Origin of the sequence: Thalassobacillus cyri, assembly GCF_900107755.1 — a bacterium.
Lineage (GTDB): Bacteria > Bacillota > Bacilli > Bacillales > Halobacillaceae > Thalassobacillus > Thalassobacillus cyri.
On record NZ_FNQR01000005.1, the window covers coordinates 97,037 to 114,376 of the forward strand.

Sequence of the window (17,340 nt, forward strand, 5' to 3'; positions counted from 1 at the left end):
AAATGCCAGAACTGCCAGAGGTCGAAACAGTACGACAAACATTACGCCAATTGGTTTTGAATAAAAAGATAACGGATGTCACTGTGTTATGGGATAATATCATCAAACTGCCATTAGAACCAGAGGCGTTCAGACAGGAACTGATCGGACAAACTGTACAGGAGATTAATCGAAAGGGAAAATTTTTAATTCTTGAATTTGACGATATTTCTATGGTCTCCCATCTGCGAATGGAAGGGAAATACGGCGTTTACCCTGCTGCAGAACCAATGAAAAAGCATACGCATGTGATTTTTCAATTAGATGATGGTACCGAGCTGCGTTATAACGATGTGCGGAAATTCGGTACCATGCATATTTTTAAAAAGGGGAAAGAAATCAACCAGAAACCGCTCTCTTTGTTAGGGCCGGATCCGTTTGATGATTCATTTACCGCTGACTATTTTTATAATCGATTACAAAAAACGCAGCGTACCATAAAGGCAGTATTGTTAGATCAAAGTATTGTTGCAGGTCTGGGAAATATTTATGTTGATGAAACATTATTCAGAGCAGGTGTCCACCCGGAACGTAAAGCCAATCTGCTTAGCCGGAAGCAAGTAGAAAAGGTCAGGCAAGCAGCCATCGAAACAATTGAGGAGGCGATCCAACAGGGGGGCACTACTATCCGTTCCTATGTAAACAGTCAGGGTCAAATTGGAATGTTCCAGCAACGTTTGTTCGTATATGGTAAAGAAGAGGAGCCATGTAAATATTGTGGGACACCGATTGAAAAAATAAAGGTAAGCAACAGGGGTACTCATTATTGCAGAAACTGCCAGCAGTAACACACTCAGAAGAGATTCCCATATACTATCTCATATCCAGATAGCGAAGGAGATCGTACCATGGGAGTCTACACTACCTTATTTTTACTTGTGATGGCTGTCAGTATGGATAGCCTGGGACTAGGAGTGGTTTACGGGCTGAAGCAGATTCGCTTATCCTTGCTGCCATTAGCACTGATTGCCGCTTTATCATCTATGATTTTTTATGGAGCTATTACGGCTGGGAATTTATTGGGTCGTCTTCTGCCAGAACATTTAGCGGCAAACTTAGGTGCTTTTATTTTGATCGGACTTGGGGCATGGTTCTTAATTCAATTGATCATGCCTTCAAAATCTTCAGAAGAAGATAGTATGTCCACCTGGTCCGCCCCGGCAGATATATTGAAGGATCCGGTATTGGCAGATATGGACAATTCAGGTTCAATCAAGGGATGGGAGGCAGTACTGTTGGCTTTGGCGTTGTCATTAGACACGTTAGGAGCAGGAATCAGTGCTGCTTTCATGGACCTTCCCGCTATAGCCACCGCTTTATCCATCGGTTTTATGACGAGTTTCTTGCTTTATGCCGGTCTTAAAATCGGCAATCGTTTCAGCGGGAGTAAATGGGTGGATAAAGCTGTTGTTGTACCAGGGGTCATGTTAATACTCTTAGGGATGTCGAAGTTAGTATAAGGAGGAATTCGGTGACACTAGTAATTGGACTTACAGGAAGTATAGCCAGTGGAAAAAGTACCGTTTCATTAATGTTTGATGACTACGATATACCAGTAATCGATGCGGATAAGATATCCAGGGAAGTCGTCATTCCTGGAGAAAAAGCCTATCATGAAATTGTCACGGAATTCGGTGAATCCATCTTGCGGGAAGATGGGTCAATCGATCGCAAAAAATTAGGATCCATCGTTTTTAAAGAGGAAGAAAAAAGGAAACGATTGAACAATATTGTCCATCCTGCGGTGCGTAAGCGAATGATCGAACGCAGGGATCATTTTTGTAACCAGGAAGTGCCGGCTGTAGTAATGGATATACCTTTGCTATTTGAGAGTGAACTGACTCATTTGGTAGATAAGACGTTAGTGGTGTATGCAGACGAGAATGTCCAGTTGGAACGACTGATGAAAAGAGACGGATCTAAGCAAGAAGAAGCTATTCAACGAATAAATGCCCAGTTGCCTGTCAAGCAGAAAGCGGAAATGGCTGATGAGGTCATCGACAATAATGGAACAAAACATGAATCCTATCAGCAGCTTAATGCCATCCTGAGAAAATGGAATGTAATTTCATGAATATATAGTAGAATTTTAGGGAACGACGCTATTAAAGCGTCGTTTTTTAATGAAAACACGAACTTTATTGACCACAATTGCTTACAATGTGTTATACTATTTGTGATTAATCGTAATTAAAAGTATATCATATATATGGGAGGCTCTTATTATGAAACAAACGCGCATCGCTATTAATGGTCTAGGCAGAATTGGAAGGATGGTACTCCGCAGAGCAGTGATGGATGAAACTTTAGATGTCGTTGCCATCAATGCGAGCTATCCTTCAGATACACTTGCTCACATGATCAAATATGATAGTGTACATGGGCGCTTTGGGAAAGAAGTGAAAGCGCTTCAAGATAGCTTGGAAATAGATGGGAAAGAAATCAAACTTTGCTCTACACGCGATCCTCGTGAATTGCCGTGGAATGAACTTGACATAGATGTAGTGATTGAAGCTACAGGAAAATTCAAAACAAAAGAAGACGCAGGACTGCACTTGGAAGCTGGTGCTAAAAAAGTAATTATTACTGCACCAGGCAAGCATGTAGATGCTACGATTGTCATGGGGGTAAATGATGAAGAATATAATGCCGCCGAACATGATGTCATCTCTAATGCATCCTGTACAACAAACTGCCTTGCTCCAGTAGTGAAAGTGCTCGATGATGAATTTGGTATTGAAAATGGATTGATGACAACCGTCCATGCATTTACCGGCGATCAGAAAAATGTCGATAACCCACATAAAGATTTGCGTAGAGCCCGTGGGTGTACGCAATCGATCATCCCTACCTCAACTGGGGCTGCCAAGGCGCTTGGAGAAGTGATTCCCCATATGAATGGAAAATTGCATGGGATGGCTTTACGTGTACCAACACCAAATGTTTCACTTGTCGATTTGGTAGTCGATTTAGAACAAGATGTAACTGCTGAATTGATCAATGAAACGTTCAAGAATGCAGCTGATCGTGATTTGAAGGGCATATTGCATTACAGTGATGAACCACTGGTTTCCATTGATTATACGACATCTGAATACTCCTCTATTATCGACGGTTTGTCTACAATAGTGATGGGTGACAGAAAAGTCAAAGTGCTGGCCTGGTACGATAATGAATGGGGTTATTCCTGCCGTGTTGTCGATCTTGCTAAGCATGTCGGAAGCAAATTGCTTCAAAAGAAAGAAGCAAGGGTATCATAAAATTAGCCAAATCCTCCGCAAGTCATTTATAATATGAATCAACAATTGGTTTGTCTCCTGCCTTTAAATAATTATCTTGCAAAATAGGGGCAAACCGTATATAATTTTTTTGAACTTCTGAATTCTAGTAATCAGATGGCTACTCAAAGGGTTAGGACCTCTCTGGACTAACTTTCCCCCGTGGTAGTTATTTCCGAAGTATTTGGAAGTCGATTTTTAACCGTTAAAAGGGGGATTTCATATTATGGATACAATGGGAAGACATGTTATTGCAGAATTATGGAACTGCAATATGGATAAATTGAACGATATTAACTATATTGAAAAAGTATTTGTAGATGCTGCACTAAGGGCTGGAGCTGAAGTGAGAGAGGTAGCTTTTCACAAATTCGCACCCCATGGAGTAAGCGGGGTAGTGATTATATCAGAATCACACTTGACGATACACAGCTTTCCTGAACATGGCTATGCTAGTATTGATGTTTATACCTGTGGGGATCGTATTGACCCTAATGTAGCAGCCGATTATATTGTCGAAGCATTAGAAGCCCAAACAAACGAGAGCGTTGAAGTACCCAGAGGAATGGGTCCAGTTGAAGTCAAACAATCCAAAGCTTTGTAATAAAATGGGAAAGCCACAGACCTACGTGTCCGGTGGCTTTTTTATATGGTTTACTACTTAATATCCGACATTTTTTGCTGTCGCCGTTTATGCTCGACCAAAAAACATGTTAAAATGAAATAAGTATACGTTCGGGAAAGGTCAATAGAGAAGGAGATTACCATGAAAAAGTTTGTTTCGAAATATTTCACCAGCCATTCGGAGACAAGAGAACATCACGAGGATGAAGCATTACAGACACACTATTTTAAGACTACTAAAGATAAAGCCTTGCAAGCTGTGGAGGAAATTTTCGATAGTGAAACATTCACAATCCTTTCTACTTCAAAAGAGCATGGGGAGATAAGTGTTAATTATACAGACAAAAAGAAAGCATTTATCGTAGCTAGTATCGTAATGGTAAAACCGTTCCGTACAGCGGTGGACTTTTCTGTGACCACGGAATCAGGCGGTCCGGTAGACTTCGGCTTTAGCCGTAATCTGATTATCCAATTAAATGAAAAGTTGAAAAAACGTTTGACTTATATTGAATCTTCGATGGCTAATAAATTGAATCAATAGAATAAATGCTTGTTGTATAGCGGTGGAGATGATAGTAATTGAGATGCCCAAATTGTCAATTCAAGAATACAAAAGTACTGGATTCACGTCCGATAGAGGAAGGAAGAGCGATTCGCAGACGCAGGGAATGTGAACAATGTGGCTTTCGTTTTACTACCTTTGAACGGATTGAAGAGGTCCCGTTGATAGTTGTTAAAAAAGAGGGGGCAAGGGAAGAATTCAGTCGTGAGAAACTGATGCGCGGGTTGATTAAAGCTTGTGAAAAAAGGCCTGTCGCATTAGAAGAAATCGAGAAAATTGCCTTGGAAGTAGAAAAAGAATTAAGAAATCAGGGTAACGCTGAAGTGTTGAGTGAGGATATTGGGGAAATGGTGATGGAGCGACTCTCTAAGGTAGATGATGTTGCTTATGTCCGTTTCGCATCGGTGTATCGTCAGTTCAAAGATATAAATGTTTTTTTAGATGAGTTGAAAGATTTAATTAAACGTGAGGATTGATGTCCGGAGATACAACCGGGCTCTTTTTTCTTCTAAGTACGGAAAAACGGGGGTGGAGAGATGAATCAATCAATCGGTAAGATATTGCCTGTAGATGGATATAGTGTGCAGTTGAATGGCGTGGTTCCGAGAGATTTTGGCATGTCTTTATCTCATTTATATCAACCCATCATAGGTATGCAAGCAATTACGCTTTACCAAACATTGTTGAGTGAGCATGATTTATCCTCAAAGCCTGAAATCCATTCGCACCACACACTGATGAATTATTTGGCACTCCCTTTGGATCATATCTATAAAGCACGCAGAAAGTTGGAAGCAATCGGTCTTATGCAGACGTTTTCCACAGAAGAGGAAGCACGTACCTGCTATATTTATGAATTGCAGCCTCCATTTTCACCAGAACAATTTTTTTATGATGACATGTTGTCCTTATTGCTGAACCACGAATTGGGAGCTGACAAATATAGTCGCTTACGTGATCGTTTCCTTAAAGAGAAATATCCTTTGGAACAATGTGAAAATGTTACTGCATCGTTCGATGAAATTTTTCATGGCTACCAGAAATCCGGTCCAGCTTTCACTGCAAGAATGCCAGAAAAAGAAACTAATATTGTAAAGCTGCAAACAGCTTCTGGCCCATACCTTGAAAATGACCGGATTGATTTTACCTGGATATACCAGTCACTCAAAGAAAAGATGTATCCCGCTGAGAAGATATTGACTGTACGCCATAAACGGATTATGATGCAGCTTGCTTCTTTATACGACCTTTCTTCCCAGGAGCTGGAAAAAGCTATTGGCTGGGCTTTGAATGAAGAGAATCAATTGATCGTGGAGGAATTGAAAGAAGCTTGTCATGACCTTTCGCCAAAAAAAGGCGTAGTAACCTCTCTTAAAACCATAGAAAAAAAGGAAAAAGTCATCGAAGATCCAAAGGTAGATGGGAATGCTACAAAGGAAGATCAGTTTATCGCTATGCTGGAAAGAAAGTCTCCCAGGGAATTGCTCGAGGACTTATCTTCAGGTAATGAAGCTTCTGCCCAGGATTTGAAATTGATTCGCGATGTTATGACAGAACAGGGATTATCACCTGGGGTAATGAACGTCCTCGTCCACTACGTATTATTGAAAACGGATATGAAACTCTCCAAAGCTTATTTGGAGAAGATCGCCAGCCATTGGGCGAGAAAGAATGTCACTACGGTGCGCCAGGCAATGACAATGGCTAAAGCAGAACACCAAAAATATCAGCAATGGGGTAAAAATAATAAAGGACGAGGTAAAAAACAATCGAAAGAAATTATTCCGGATTGGTTCAAAGAGCGGGAAAATGATACAGAACAGAAAGAAGTAAAAAAGGGTTCTCAAAAAGTTGATAAAGAAGAAATTGCAGCCCGTATTAAGCGGATTACCAATAACGGAAATTGATAAACAGGGTGTGATGGAAGATGGAACCGATCCAATCCTCTTTAAAGAAATGGATGCGTGAAAATAAAAATTTTAAAGGGCATTTTACCAAGATAAAACAAGAGTTGTTATCCTCCGCGGAGGTCTCCAGACTCTTACGCAAACATCCTGAATTGGATGAACAATCGTTAGAAAAACAACTGATGAAGCTTTATGAATATCATAGTCAATCAAAAAAATGTGAAAAATGTCCTTCGTTAGAGGGGTGTATCAATATTCTTTCTGGATATACACCGAATCTTGATGTAGAAGGACAGCAATTGCACCTTTCTTATGATAAATGTCCTCGAAAATTGCGGCAGGAGCATCAGGAAAAACAGCAGTCGCTTGTGAAGAGCCTCTATATGCCTAAAGAAATTTTAGAGGCAAACCTGGAACGCATCGATTTGTCCGATGACGATCGGTCGGATGCTATAGCAAAAATGATTGGATATTTAGAAGATATTCAAGAGGAACTACCGCAAAAAGGCCTTTATTTTCACGGCCCATTCGGTGTAGGGAAGACGTATTTTCTAGGTGCTGTTGCCAATAGGCTGAGTGAAAAGAACATACCTTCGATGATCATTTATATGCCTGAATTTGTCAGGGAAATGAAATCATCGATAAAGGATGATACATTGAATGAGAAAATCCAGGCATTTAAGACCGTGCCAGTTTTAATGCTTGATGATATTGGTGCGGAGTCACAGTCTGCCTGGTTCCGTGATGAAATACTCGGCTCCATACTCCAATACAGAATGATGGAGCGTCTTCCAGTCTTTTTCAGCTCCAATTATAATTTAAAAGAACTGCAAGAGGTGTTTACCACAACAAACCGGGGAGATGTGGAAAGCGTTAAGGCATCCAGGATCATTGAACGGATTAAGCAAGTCAGCGAAGTCATACCCTTATATGGCGAGAACCGTAGAAGTTAATAGGATATATTTTAAAAAATGCCCATGCAGTTATCGAACTGTGTGGGCATTTTTTCATCCCCTTGTCCATATAGATAGAATAGATTGATTGTTGTTAGGGGGAACGGGGCCAATATGATACGTTTCTTTTTTATTTCGAGGCAAGAGACGATTACTTTTTGTGATGCCATCATGCAGGAGGGGGCGAAGTTCCAGGTCCAGTGGGAAGGTGATGACCAGGGTGGTAACCAGGTCTCTCTCATCGGAGAAGAGTGGGGGGAGGGCGAGAAAGATATTCTGGTCAATATCCTCTCAGCATTAGTTTTCAAATATCGCCTCCCATTATGGCAAAATAAGCTGATCCGTCAAAAATTCTATTATCAGGACGATGAAGAAATTCATAGGATAAGGGAAATTTGTGATTGGCTGAATAATACAGAACAGAGAAAAAAACTGGGCGTCAGACTGCCTTCACTTGAAGATAGTATACAAGTTTTCATTCGAAAAAGAATTCAATTTAAAAGTGTGGTTAATTTTAATGAAATGATGCCTTTTTGCTTCCAGCATGTACGCACGCTATTACTTAGCTATATCGGTGCAGCACTTGATGAATTCAAACGGGAGGAAGATTACTTGCTATGGGTGGAATCTCTGCGGCACTACATGCAAGATAAACCATCCAAAGTGGAAGAGCTCTATTTACTGCAACGCAGCCAACTTCATTATTATTTAGAAGATGGCAAGCTGCTGTCGAAAATGGAAATAAAATCATTATTAAAAAAAGAACCACTACGTATATTTTCGGGGGAAGTCGACGATCATAGTATCACGGCAGCCCTGGTATACGCGCCGAAAAGAATATTTGTATATGGGGATCCAGCTGAACCGAAGATTCAAACGATCATAAATATCTTTCAAGAAAGAGTGATTTGTAAACCTGTTCATGCGTTTCCATTCGATCATCCGTCTCATGTTCATTGAAAATGGGCTTGATTTCTCTTTGCACTATCGCTATAATACGTACATATCCTATAACATCAAGGTAACGATGAGGACACGGACGCAAGTCACCGATGCATAAGAGAGGGAAGCCACCGGCTGAAAGCTTCCTGCATACGAACTTCCGTTCACCACCTCTGAACCCTTTCTGTGAAAACCACAGTAACAGAAAGCGTATGGTCTGCGTTAAAGATGTCAAAGAGCCGCATGATTTTAGCGGGAATTAGGGTGGAACCACGAGCTAACGCTTGTCCCTTTGCCAATAGAGCAGAGGGATGGGCGTTTTTTATTTACACAAAAAGATAGGAGTGAAAGGCCATGTCTGAACAAATTCAAATCACTTTCCCGGACGGTAATGTCAAAGGATTTTCGAAGGGTACGACAGGGGAGGATATTGCAGGTGATATTTCTTCAGGACTGAAAAAACAAGCCCTTGCCATCAAGCTGAATGGGGAAATGTATGATTTACGCCGTCCGATTGAAGAGGATGGAGCTATTGAAATCGTAACATATAAAAATCCTGAAGGCCTGGAGGTTCTTCGCCATTCTACAGCCCATTTGATGGCCCAGGCGCTCAAACGGTTGTATGGAAATGTCAAACTTGGTGTTGGTCCTGTTATCGAAAGCGGCTTTTATTATGATATTGATATGGAAGAATCATTGACACCGGAGGATCTTCCTAAAATTGAGAAAGAAATGAAGCGAATCGTCGATGAGAACCTTGAAATCGAACGATTAGAAGTCAGTCGGGAAAAAGCGAAAGAAATGTACCGGGAAGTCGGGGATGAGCTGAAGATTGAACTAATCGATGATATTCCAGAAGATCAGCCGATTACAATTTATAAACAAGGTGAATTTTTCGATTTATGCCGTGGTGTCCATGTTCCGAAGACAAGCAAAATCAAGATATTCAAGCTACTCAGTATTTCCGGTGCTTACTGGCGTGGTGACAGTGATAACAAAATGCTTCAACGCATCTATGGTACTGCATTTGAAAAGCAGGGACAGCTGGATGAATACTTGCGTCTCCTGGAAGAAGCAAAGGAACGAGATCACCGTAAGCTTGGAAAAGAGCTTGAAATCTTTACGGTCAATCAGAAAGTTGGACAGGGGCTGCCGCTTTGGCTTCCGAAGGGTGCAACCATCCGTCGTACAATCGAACGTTATATCGTTGATTTAGAAGAACGTCTCGGTTACGACCATGTCTATACTCCAGTATTAGGAAGTGTCGATTTATATAAGACAAGCGGCCACTGGGATCATTATAAAGATGATATGTTCCCAATTATGGAGATGGATAACGAAGACCTTGTACTTCGCCCGATGAACTGTCCTCACCATATGATGGTTTATAAAAATCAATTGCACAGTTACCGTAATCTTCCGGTTCGTATTGCAGAATTAGGAACCATGCACCGCCACGAAATGTCCGGTGCATTAGCTGGCTTGCAGCGTGTCCGTGCCATGACATTAAATGATGCTCACATCTTCAGCCGTCCTGATCAGTTGAAAGATGAATTCATCCGTGTCGTACGCCTCGTGCAGGCAGTCTATGAGGATTTTGGGATCAACGATTATTATTTCCGTTTATCCTATCGTGACCCTGAAGACAAAGAAAAGTATGTCGACAATGATGAGATGTGGAACAAAGCGCAAGCCATGTTGAAAGAAACAATGGAAGACCTTGGTGTAGAGTATGTGGAAGCTGAAGGAGAAGCGGCCTTCTATGGTCCTAAGCTGGATGTACAGGTGAAGACTGCTCTAGGAAAAGATGAGACACTCTCCACTGTACAGCTGGACTTCCACCTGCCTGAGCGGTTTGATCTTACTTATGTAGGAGAAGATGGAAAAGATCATCGCCCCGTCGTTATACACCGTGGTGTTGTTTCTACCATGGAACGCTTTGTCGCATTCTTGATCGAAGAATATAAAGGAGCATTCCCTACATGGCTTGCTCCGGTACAGGCAAAAATCATACCTGTCTCTGCCGATGCTCATCTGGATCATGCTAAGAAACTGGAAGATGAACTACGTGAGGAAGGGGTAAGGGTAGAAGTTGACGAGCGCGATGAAAAAATTGGCTACAAAATCCGTGAGGCACAGATTCAAAAAGTGCCATTTGCGCTTGTTATCGGAGACAAAGAAATCGAAAACAACTCTGTAAACGTACGCCGTTACGGAGAGAAAGACTCAGAGACTAAGCCATTAGATACCTTCAAAGCGGAAATAAAAAATGAAATTGAGCAAAAGCTGTTAAATAGAAAGTAGCAGGTGTAGTTCAGAACCTAAGGGAACAATAGCAATCGAATTTATAAATGAGTATGAAACCGCTAAGGTTTTATACTCGTTTTTTGTTATACCAGAGTTAATGAAGATATTCGGCATTAACTGAATTGATGAAGCCATTTCTTTAATTATTGGGATATAATAAGCACTAACAATACATAATCTTAAAGAAACTGCACACGGCCACATTATTAGTCGAGGTGGAAAAGTTTTGTTTCACCCGTATCTTTTTTCGGTGTTTATCCGTTATAAGGTTGAGAGGATAAAAGGAGTGATGCATGTGCGCATGGGCCCAAGCACAAAAATGGAACATAAACGGAAGCCTGATCCGTTAGAAGAACTAGTTCCAAAGCTGAATCAATATTGTCACTTTCTGACAAAGGATAAGTGGGATGGGGAAGATATCGCACAAGAAACAATAGTAAGAGCACTGAAACATTACGAGAATCAAGAGGATTGGAGTGCTTCGCTGCTAAAGAAAATTGCGTATCATCTATGGATCGACCGCATGCGAAAACATGAGAAAGAATCGCTCCTTTCTCATGGTGAATTGCCGGAAAAGGCCGATAATAGTAATGGCGAAATATGCTCCGATTTAGTAGAAGAGTTGTCAAAGCAGCTTACCCCTAAGCAGCTTGTTTCATTTGTTCTTAAGGAAGCTTTTCAATATAAAATAGCAGAAATCGCTGATGTTATGGATATGTCAGAGACAGGGGTCAAATCCCTGTTGAATCGTGCACGTGTAAATATTAAACGGCTTCCGGATAACAATAAGGAATCTTGCTGGCCGGAGGAGGCTAATGAAATCTTATACCCTGCTTTGAGCCGATCGATTACACTGCAGGACCCTACGGATCTTATCGGGGTGGTTTCAAAAATCTTTACCCATTCCGCTCATCCTTACAAAGCTTTTCATAAGTCTCCTTCCAATGTCCTCTCATTAGCGTCATAAATGACATGAATGAAGGAGGAAATGGTTATGAATACTATCCCTTACGTTATCGAACAATCGAGCAAAGGGGAACGTTCCTACGATATATTTTCACGATTACTGAAAGACCGCATTATTATGGTTAGTGATGAAATTAATGACAATATGGCAAATAGTATTGTAGCCCAGCTGTTATTTTTAGCAGCGGATGATCCTGATAAAGATGTTTCTTTATATATTAATAGTCCTGGAGGTTCTACTACCTCCGGCTTTGCAATTTTTGACACAATGCATTACATTAAACCGGATGTACGGACGATATGTACCGGCATGGCCGCATCTTTCGGTGCGATGCTTTTACTAGCTGGTACAAAAGGGAAAAGATATGCCCTCCCCAACAGTGAAATTATGATCCACCAGCCTCTAGGAGGTGCAAGAGGGCAGGCAACCGACCTCGAAATCACAGCAAAACGAATCCTGAAGCTCCGAAGCCACCTTAATGAAATAATTGCCGAAAGAACAGGGCAGCCAATAGAAAAAGTTGCTGTAGACACTGATCGGGATTATTTCATGAGCGCTTCCGAAGCAAAGGAATATGGGATCATTGACGAAGTTATTGCCATGGATAAATAAGAAATAGCATATAAAAACACTCCAATCAGCATATAGGTTGGAGTGTTTTTATAGCATCCCTCAGGTGGAATCAAAGTCATTTTTGTTTAATAACAAGGGCCCTTTCTTGAGGAGACAGTTTATAATTGCAGTTGATTTTTACTGCTGTTTCCGATATTCTTATATAGTCAGTCTGATGGATACCTGGTGGATGGTTGACATGTTACCCATCCCGTGCTATTATATTTTAGGTGAACAACAAAAGAACGGATCTGAGACAAGTAGAAGCACCCGCTTCTCACCTGATCGACGCGTAAAGCAGTTGGCAGGTCATTAATCCTTTTGAATTCGAATGGGATACGTGTGGGTGCATCGTGATGTGCCGACACTTTTTTTATTGGTTTAAAAGCACTTGTCGATGACAGATCTCTATATTTCCTAAAATAATTTGGAGGTGGCTGGTTATTAGCAAAGATAACATGAACGTTAATGAGAAAATCCGAGCACGTGAAGTACGTCTCATTGATAACAACGGTGATCAACTAGGAGTAAAATCACGTCAGGAAGCACTTGAGATTGCTCAAAATGCCAATCTTGATTTGGTATTGGTTGCTCCTAATGCAAAACCACCGGTCTGCCGCATCATGGATTACGGTAAATACCGTTTTGAGCAGCAGAAGAAAGATAAAGAAGCGCGTAAAAAGCAAACGACCATCAAGGTCAAAGAAGTTCGCTTGAGCCCTGGTATTGAAGAGCATGACTTCAACACGAAGTTGCGTAATGCTCGCAAATTCCTGGAAAAAGGCGATAAAGTGAAAGCTTCTGTACGTTTCCGTGGACGCGCCATTACGCATAAAGAGCTTGGTCAAAAAGTTCTTGAGCGTATGGCTGAAGAGTGCAAAGATGTTGCACAAGTCGAAACGAAGCCGAAGATGGAAGGCCGAAGCATGTTCTTGATGCTGGCTCCATTGGCTGAAAAATAAGCACACATTGAATTAAGCAGAAGGAGGAACAACTCATGCCAAAAATGAAAACCCATAAAGGTTCTCAAAAACGATTTAAAAAGACAGGTAGTGGAAAGGTGAAACGCTCCCATGCGTTCACAAGCCACTTGTTCGCTAACAAGTCTACTAAACAAAAGCGTAAATTGCGTAAGGCTACCCTTGTATCTAAGGGAGACTTGAAACGTATCGCTCAAATGCTGCCAAAAAAATAAGACAACTGAGATATAGGATCCAAAATAGGAGGGATTTATCATGCCACGTGTAAAAGGTGGAACAGTGACACGCCAACGTCGTAAACGTGTCCTTAAATTAGCAAAAGGTTACTATGGTTCAAAACATTCATTATTCAAAACTGCAAAACAGCAAGTGATGAAGTCAGGTCAATATGCATACCGTGACCGTCGTCAGAAAAAGCGCGACTTCCGTAAGCTATGGATCGCTCGTATCAACGCTGCAGCTCGTATGAACGATATTTCTTACAGCCGTATGATGCACGGTCTTAAGCTTGCAGGTATCGAAGTAAACCGTAAGATTCTTGCTGACCTTGCTGTTACTGATGAAAAAGGTTTTGCCAGCCTTGCTGAAAAAGCAAAAACAGCACTTAAGTAATATCGCTTGAAATTAAGAGGCCATTTCCGTACGCCGGGAGTGGCCTCTTTCATATAGGGAACAAAGTTTTTCTTAAAGGAGAAGGGGTAGAAGAGCAGTCATGAATCTGATTACTTATATTATAGTTTATGCATGTACAGTCAATGTGCTGGCATTTGTCATGATGGGCTTCGACAAGAACCGAGCTCGTAGACAAAAGCAGAGAATTCCGGAAAAACAGTTATGGGGTGTTGCGCTTCTTGGAGGGGCGCTTGGTGGCAGTCTTGGGATGCGGCATTTTCGCCATAAGACAAAGCATGCAGCATTTAAATTCGGTTTTCCTTTACTGGTGGTGTTAGAAGCGATAATTGTCGGATACCTTGTCCTGGAGTTATATCAACCCTAATCTTGTCATAGTATAGGATAGGGGGGATACGCATGGAACAGTTTACGCTTGGCTTTGTAGATGTAATGGAGGTGAGTGGCTGGTACGCCCCGTTATTATTCATTATGTTTCACGTGTTGCGGCCGTTGTTCTTTTTACCGGTGGTGCTGATCTGCATTACGGGAGGGGTATTATTCGGAGCCGTAGCAGGGACGGTTTATTCTATTGTCGGAATCACATTGTCCAGCACCGTGTTTTACCGGATAATAAAGAGTGTACCCAGTATACTGAAACGATTACAGCGACTAAAAAACAAAGTATGGAAACAGGAAAGTTCGCTGACGGTTAGCCAGGTGGCTGTATTGCGTTTAGTGCCATTCATACATTTTCATCTCTTATCCCTTTGTCTGATTGAGATTTGTGTAGATTTCAAAGATTACGTAAAGGCTTCCTTCCTATCCAATATCCCCTTGGCCTTTGTATATACCACTGTCGGTCAATGGTTGTCTAGAATCTCCCTGCCTTTGATGATCTTATTTCTTTTTATGCTTGCCATCATTACTTATTTGTTCCGCAAAAAACAATACAGTCTCACCTTGAATGAATTCTTCCAGCTGAATGGCTAAAACGAGGAAAGCGAACATCAGCCCTTTAGGAAGGGTGTTCGCTTTCTTCTTTTGGTGGATGAATAAACAGACGATTAAGGGGATATTTCCACTCAATTACGGCGTAAGGATAGCGGATCAGGATTTCTTTTTCAAGAAAATAAATGTCGTCACGTTCGATCCCCTTCAATTGATTCGGCTGCCTTGCCGAAACATTGATATTAACCACCTCAAAGGCATTTTCAGTTGTGCCTAAATATTTTTCTCCTTCGAATAGGACCCCTTTATAGGTCATCAGGAAATTTTGTTTTGTATTATCCGGGTCATCATAAATGTAGAACGTTTTGCTCTGTTTTGCCAGCTCCAGCTTTCTCCCCGGACTCGACATATAGGAGTAAATGGTATAAAAAATGGAAATGATTGCAAGCAATATTAGCAGCCGGAATAAAATGACAATCATAAGGGTTTCCTCCTGAAATAGGAATTAATTAACTTGTTTACGTTTGAAAATACTCAAACGTTTCATGAAATGATACATTTATGATAGAAATTTATTAAAAAGGATGAATCTACGATGAATTGGGACGAACTATTTCACACACAATTACAGTTGGATCGTTATATTGAAGCAAATCACAAACTGGAAGAAGCTGATTTATTCGAAAATAAAGTGCTGGCACTCCTGGTAGAGGTCGGAGAGCTGGCTAATGAAACAAGGTGCTTCAAATTCTGGAGTCAAAAATCAGCAAGTCCGGAAGGGGTTATTCTGGAAGAGTATGTAGACGGTCTTCACTTCATGCTTTCTCTGGGGTTAGAAAAAGATCTTCGTTATGAGAAACAATCAATTGAAAGAGTGTATGATTTGACTGAAGGATTTCATCAGGTTTACGAGAATATAATCAAATTCAAATCTGTTCCTGATAAACAAAACTTTCAACAGATGTTCTCAACATTTTTAAGTCTTGGAGCAGGTTTGGGCTTTTCAGAACAAGCCATTCAGTCTGCCTATCATAAGAAGAATGCACGAAATCACCAGAGGCAGGATGAAGGGTATTGAAAGCGTTTTTTTAAATATTTTGTTTATTACAGAAAAAAACGATATAATAAAATAGTCAAAATTTTTGGAGGGGGCAATTACATATGGCAAAAACAGATGAAACATTGACCATGTTGAAGGACTTGACCGACGCAAAGTCCATTCCTGGTCATGAAAAAGAAGCTAGAGATGTAATGAAACAATATATTACACCTTTCGCTGATGAAGTATATACCGATAATTTAGGGAGCCTGATTGCGAAAAAGTCAGGCGAAGCAAACGGTCCAAAAGTTATGGTAGCCGGCCATTTGGATGAAGTTGGTTTTATGGTTACCCGTATTGATGACAATGGATTTATTTCTTTTCAAACAGTAGGAGGCTGGTGGAGCCAGGTAATGCTTGCACAGCGTGTGACGATCGTGACTCGCGAGGGTACTGTCACTGGTGTGATCGGTTCTAAACCACCTCATATTTTACCGGCTGAAGCTCGTAAGAAGCCAGTTGAAATTAAAGATATGTTCATTGATATCGGTGCTTCCAGCAGAGAAGAAGCAAAGGAATTCGGGGTACGTCCTGGAGACTCAATCGTTCCTTATTTTGAATTCACCCAGATGAAAAATGAAAAGATGCTGCTTGCTAAAGCATGGGACAACCGTATTGGTTGCGCTATTGCAATTGAAGTATTGAAGCAGTTGAAAAATGAAAAGCATCCAAACGTCGTTTACGGCGTAGGAACCGTACAAGAAGAAGTAGGTTTACGTGGTGCACGTACCTCTGCTCATGCCATCAACCCTGACATCGCTTTTGGTGTTGATGTAGGGATTGCAGGAGACACCCCAGGAGTGTCAGACAAAGACGCATCCAGTAAAATGGGAGAAGGTCCACAGATCATTCTTTATGATGCTTCTATGGTTTCCCATAAAGGACTGCGTGATTTTGTAGTAGATACGGCTGATGAAAAAGAAATCCCTTATCAGTTTGATGCTATTGCAGGCGGTGGTACGGATTCAGGAGCTATCCATCTGACTGCAAATGGAGTACCGGCCTTATCTATTACCATTGCAACCCGCTACATTCACTCACATGCAGCTATGCTTCACCGTGATGATTTTGAAAATGCGGTCAAATTGATTGTAGAGGTCATTAAAAAGCTGGATGCCGATACTGTCAAACAAATTACTTTCAACTAACTATAAAAGCTCTGCCATTCGTGGCAGAGCTTTTTTGTACTTATTCAGGAATTTATGCGGATGGCCTCCAGCTCCGACGCATAGGACATGCAAGTGCTGATGTCGCCACACTATAACTACTTCATTGAAAGTACTTCGCAGAAAAATACAAAGTCTTTTTTAAGGATGTGCGGTTTTCAGCGGCCAGCGCCTACCGCTCGAGGTTTTAAGTCAATCCTCGCTGTGATTAGAAAAACTTGGCTTATCGCCGGGAATTTATTGCGAAAGCCTTAGTTTTACTTATACTTTAAACCAACTTGATTTATCTAAAAGTACAAAAAACGTCACGGCGAGGCTTGGCTTAAGCTGGTCGGGGGTGAGCA

The 17,340-nt window shown here is 41.2% G+C and carries 21 protein-coding genes and 1 other annotated feature; of the genes, 20 read left to right on the forward strand and 1 reads right to left on the reverse strand.

Annotated features, from left to right (window positions below):
• The first annotated feature begins 2 nt into the window (after positions 1-2).
• The 18 genes from mutM (at position 3) to BLV00_RS07985 (ending at position 14,773) form a co-directional block, all read left to right on the forward strand.
• Positions 3-827 carry a DNA-formamidopyrimidine glycosylase gene (gene mutM / locus BLV00_RS07900; protein ID WP_093044200.1) on the forward strand — a complete coding sequence of 275 codons (825 nt, stop codon included), beginning with the start codon at positions 3-5 and terminating at the stop codon, positions 825-827.
• 60 nt (positions 828-887) lie between these two features.
• Positions 888-1,499, forward strand: coding sequence for a sporulation membrane protein YtaF (ytaF, locus tag BLV00_RS07905; RefSeq protein WP_093044202.1), 612 nt, complete (start codon positions 888-890; stop codon positions 1,497-1,499).
• A gap of 11 nt (positions 1,500-1,510) precedes the next feature.
• A complete protein-coding gene (gene coaE / locus BLV00_RS07910; RefSeq protein ID WP_093044204.1) occupies positions 1,511-2,113 on the forward strand; it encodes a dephospho-CoA kinase in 603 nt (200 codons plus the stop codon).
• Positions 2,114-2,264: 151 nt separating this feature from the next.
• A complete protein-coding gene (locus tag BLV00_RS07915; protein ID WP_093044206.1) occupies positions 2,265-3,299 on the forward strand; it encodes a glyceraldehyde-3-phosphate dehydrogenase in 1,035 nt (344 codons plus the stop codon).
• A 244-nt stretch (positions 3,300-3,543) separates the two neighbouring features.
• Entirely contained in the window at positions 3,544-3,921 is a 378-nt protein-coding gene (gene speD, locus BLV00_RS07920) for an adenosylmethionine decarboxylase (protein ID WP_028783421.1), read from the forward strand.
• Positions 3,922-4,083: 162 nt separating this feature from the next.
• On the forward strand, positions 4,084-4,482 hold the full coding sequence (locus tag BLV00_RS07925) for a cytosolic protein (RefSeq protein WP_093044208.1): 399 nt from the start codon (positions 4,084-4,086) through the stop codon (positions 4,480-4,482).
• A gap of 38 nt (positions 4,483-4,520) precedes the next feature.
• Positions 4,521-4,979: a transcriptional regulator NrdR gene (nrdR, locus tag BLV00_RS07930; protein WP_093044210.1), complete on the forward strand. Its 459-nt coding sequence runs from the start codon at positions 4,521-4,523 to the stop codon at positions 4,977-4,979.
• A gap of 60 nt (positions 4,980-5,039) precedes the next feature.
• Positions 5,040-6,410 (forward strand): replication initiation and membrane attachment family protein, encoded by a 1,371-nt coding sequence (locus BLV00_RS07935; RefSeq protein ID WP_093044212.1) that lies wholly within the window; start codon positions 5,040-5,042, stop codon positions 6,408-6,410.
• Between the two features lie 20 nt (positions 6,411-6,430).
• Complete coding sequence (dnaI, locus tag BLV00_RS07940) at positions 6,431-7,363, forward strand: primosomal protein DnaI (RefSeq protein WP_093044214.1); 933 nt, start codon at positions 6,431-6,433, stop codon at positions 7,361-7,363.
• A 114-nt stretch (positions 7,364-7,477) separates the two neighbouring features.
• Complete coding sequence (gene ytxC, locus BLV00_RS07945; protein ID WP_093044216.1) at positions 7,478-8,323, forward strand: sporulation protein YtxC; 846 nt, start codon at positions 7,478-7,480, stop codon at positions 8,321-8,323.
• Between the two features lie 336 nt (positions 8,324-8,659).
• A complete protein-coding gene (thrS, locus tag BLV00_RS07950; RefSeq protein WP_093044218.1) occupies positions 8,660-10,609 on the forward strand; it encodes a threonine--tRNA ligase in 1,950 nt (649 codons plus the stop codon).
• 322 nt (positions 10,610-10,931) lie between these two features.
• The gene (locus BLV00_RS07955) at positions 10,932-11,579 is read left to right on the forward strand and encodes a sigma factor-like helix-turn-helix DNA-binding protein (protein WP_176791399.1); all 648 of its coding nucleotides are present in this window, start codon (positions 10,932-10,934) and stop codon (positions 11,577-11,579) included.
• A gap of 27 nt (positions 11,580-11,606) precedes the next feature.
• Complete coding sequence (clpP, locus tag BLV00_RS07960) at positions 11,607-12,191, forward strand: ATP-dependent Clp endopeptidase proteolytic subunit ClpP (protein WP_093044222.1); 585 nt, start codon at positions 11,607-11,609, stop codon at positions 12,189-12,191.
• A gap of 252 nt (positions 12,192-12,443) precedes the next feature.
• Positions 12,444-12,571 (forward strand) — a sequence feature (ribosomal protein L20 leader region).
• A gap of 78 nt (positions 12,572-12,649) precedes the next feature.
• Positions 12,650-13,153 carry a translation initiation factor IF-3 gene (gene infC / locus BLV00_RS07965; RefSeq protein WP_143030699.1) on the forward strand — a complete coding sequence of 168 codons (504 nt, stop codon included), beginning with the start codon at positions 12,650-12,652 and terminating at the stop codon, positions 13,151-13,153.
• Positions 13,154-13,188: 35 nt separating this feature from the next.
• A complete protein-coding gene (gene rpmI / locus BLV00_RS07970) occupies positions 13,189-13,386 on the forward strand; it encodes a 50S ribosomal protein L35 (RefSeq protein ID WP_028783413.1) in 198 nt (65 codons plus the stop codon).
• Positions 13,387-13,426: 40 nt separating this feature from the next.
• Positions 13,427-13,783: a 50S ribosomal protein L20 gene (gene rplT, locus BLV00_RS07975; protein WP_093044226.1), complete on the forward strand. Its 357-nt coding sequence runs from the start codon at positions 13,427-13,429 to the stop codon at positions 13,781-13,783.
• A gap of 100 nt (positions 13,784-13,883) precedes the next feature.
• Positions 13,884-14,168 (forward strand): DUF1294 domain-containing protein, encoded by a 285-nt coding sequence (locus BLV00_RS07980; protein WP_093044228.1) that lies wholly within the window; start codon positions 13,884-13,886, stop codon positions 14,166-14,168.
• Between the two features lie 32 nt (positions 14,169-14,200).
• Entirely contained in the window at positions 14,201-14,773 is a 573-nt protein-coding gene (locus BLV00_RS07985) for a TVP38/TMEM64 family protein (protein WP_093044230.1), read from the forward strand.
• Between the two features lie 25 nt (positions 14,774-14,798).
• Here BLV00_RS07985 and BLV00_RS07990 read toward each other — a convergent pair whose 3' ends face one another.
• Complete coding sequence (locus BLV00_RS07990) at positions 14,799-15,212, reverse strand: sigma-w pathway protein ysdB (RefSeq protein WP_093044232.1); 414 nt, start codon at positions 15,210-15,212, stop codon at positions 14,799-14,801.
• Between the two features lie 114 nt (positions 15,213-15,326).
• Here BLV00_RS07990 and BLV00_RS07995 point away from each other — a divergent pair, with 114 nt between their 5' ends.
• Together BLV00_RS07995 and BLV00_RS08000 are read left to right on the forward strand one after the other, a co-directional pair.
• Positions 15,327-15,809 (forward strand): dUTP diphosphatase, encoded by a 483-nt coding sequence (locus BLV00_RS07995; RefSeq protein ID WP_093044234.1) that lies wholly within the window; start codon positions 15,327-15,329, stop codon positions 15,807-15,809.
• 83 nt (positions 15,810-15,892) lie between these two features.
• Positions 15,893-16,978 carry a M42 family metallopeptidase gene (locus tag BLV00_RS08000; RefSeq protein WP_093044236.1) on the forward strand — a complete coding sequence of 362 codons (1,086 nt, stop codon included), beginning with the start codon at positions 15,893-15,895 and terminating at the stop codon, positions 16,976-16,978.
• Positions 16,979-17,340: the final 362 nt, after the last annotated feature.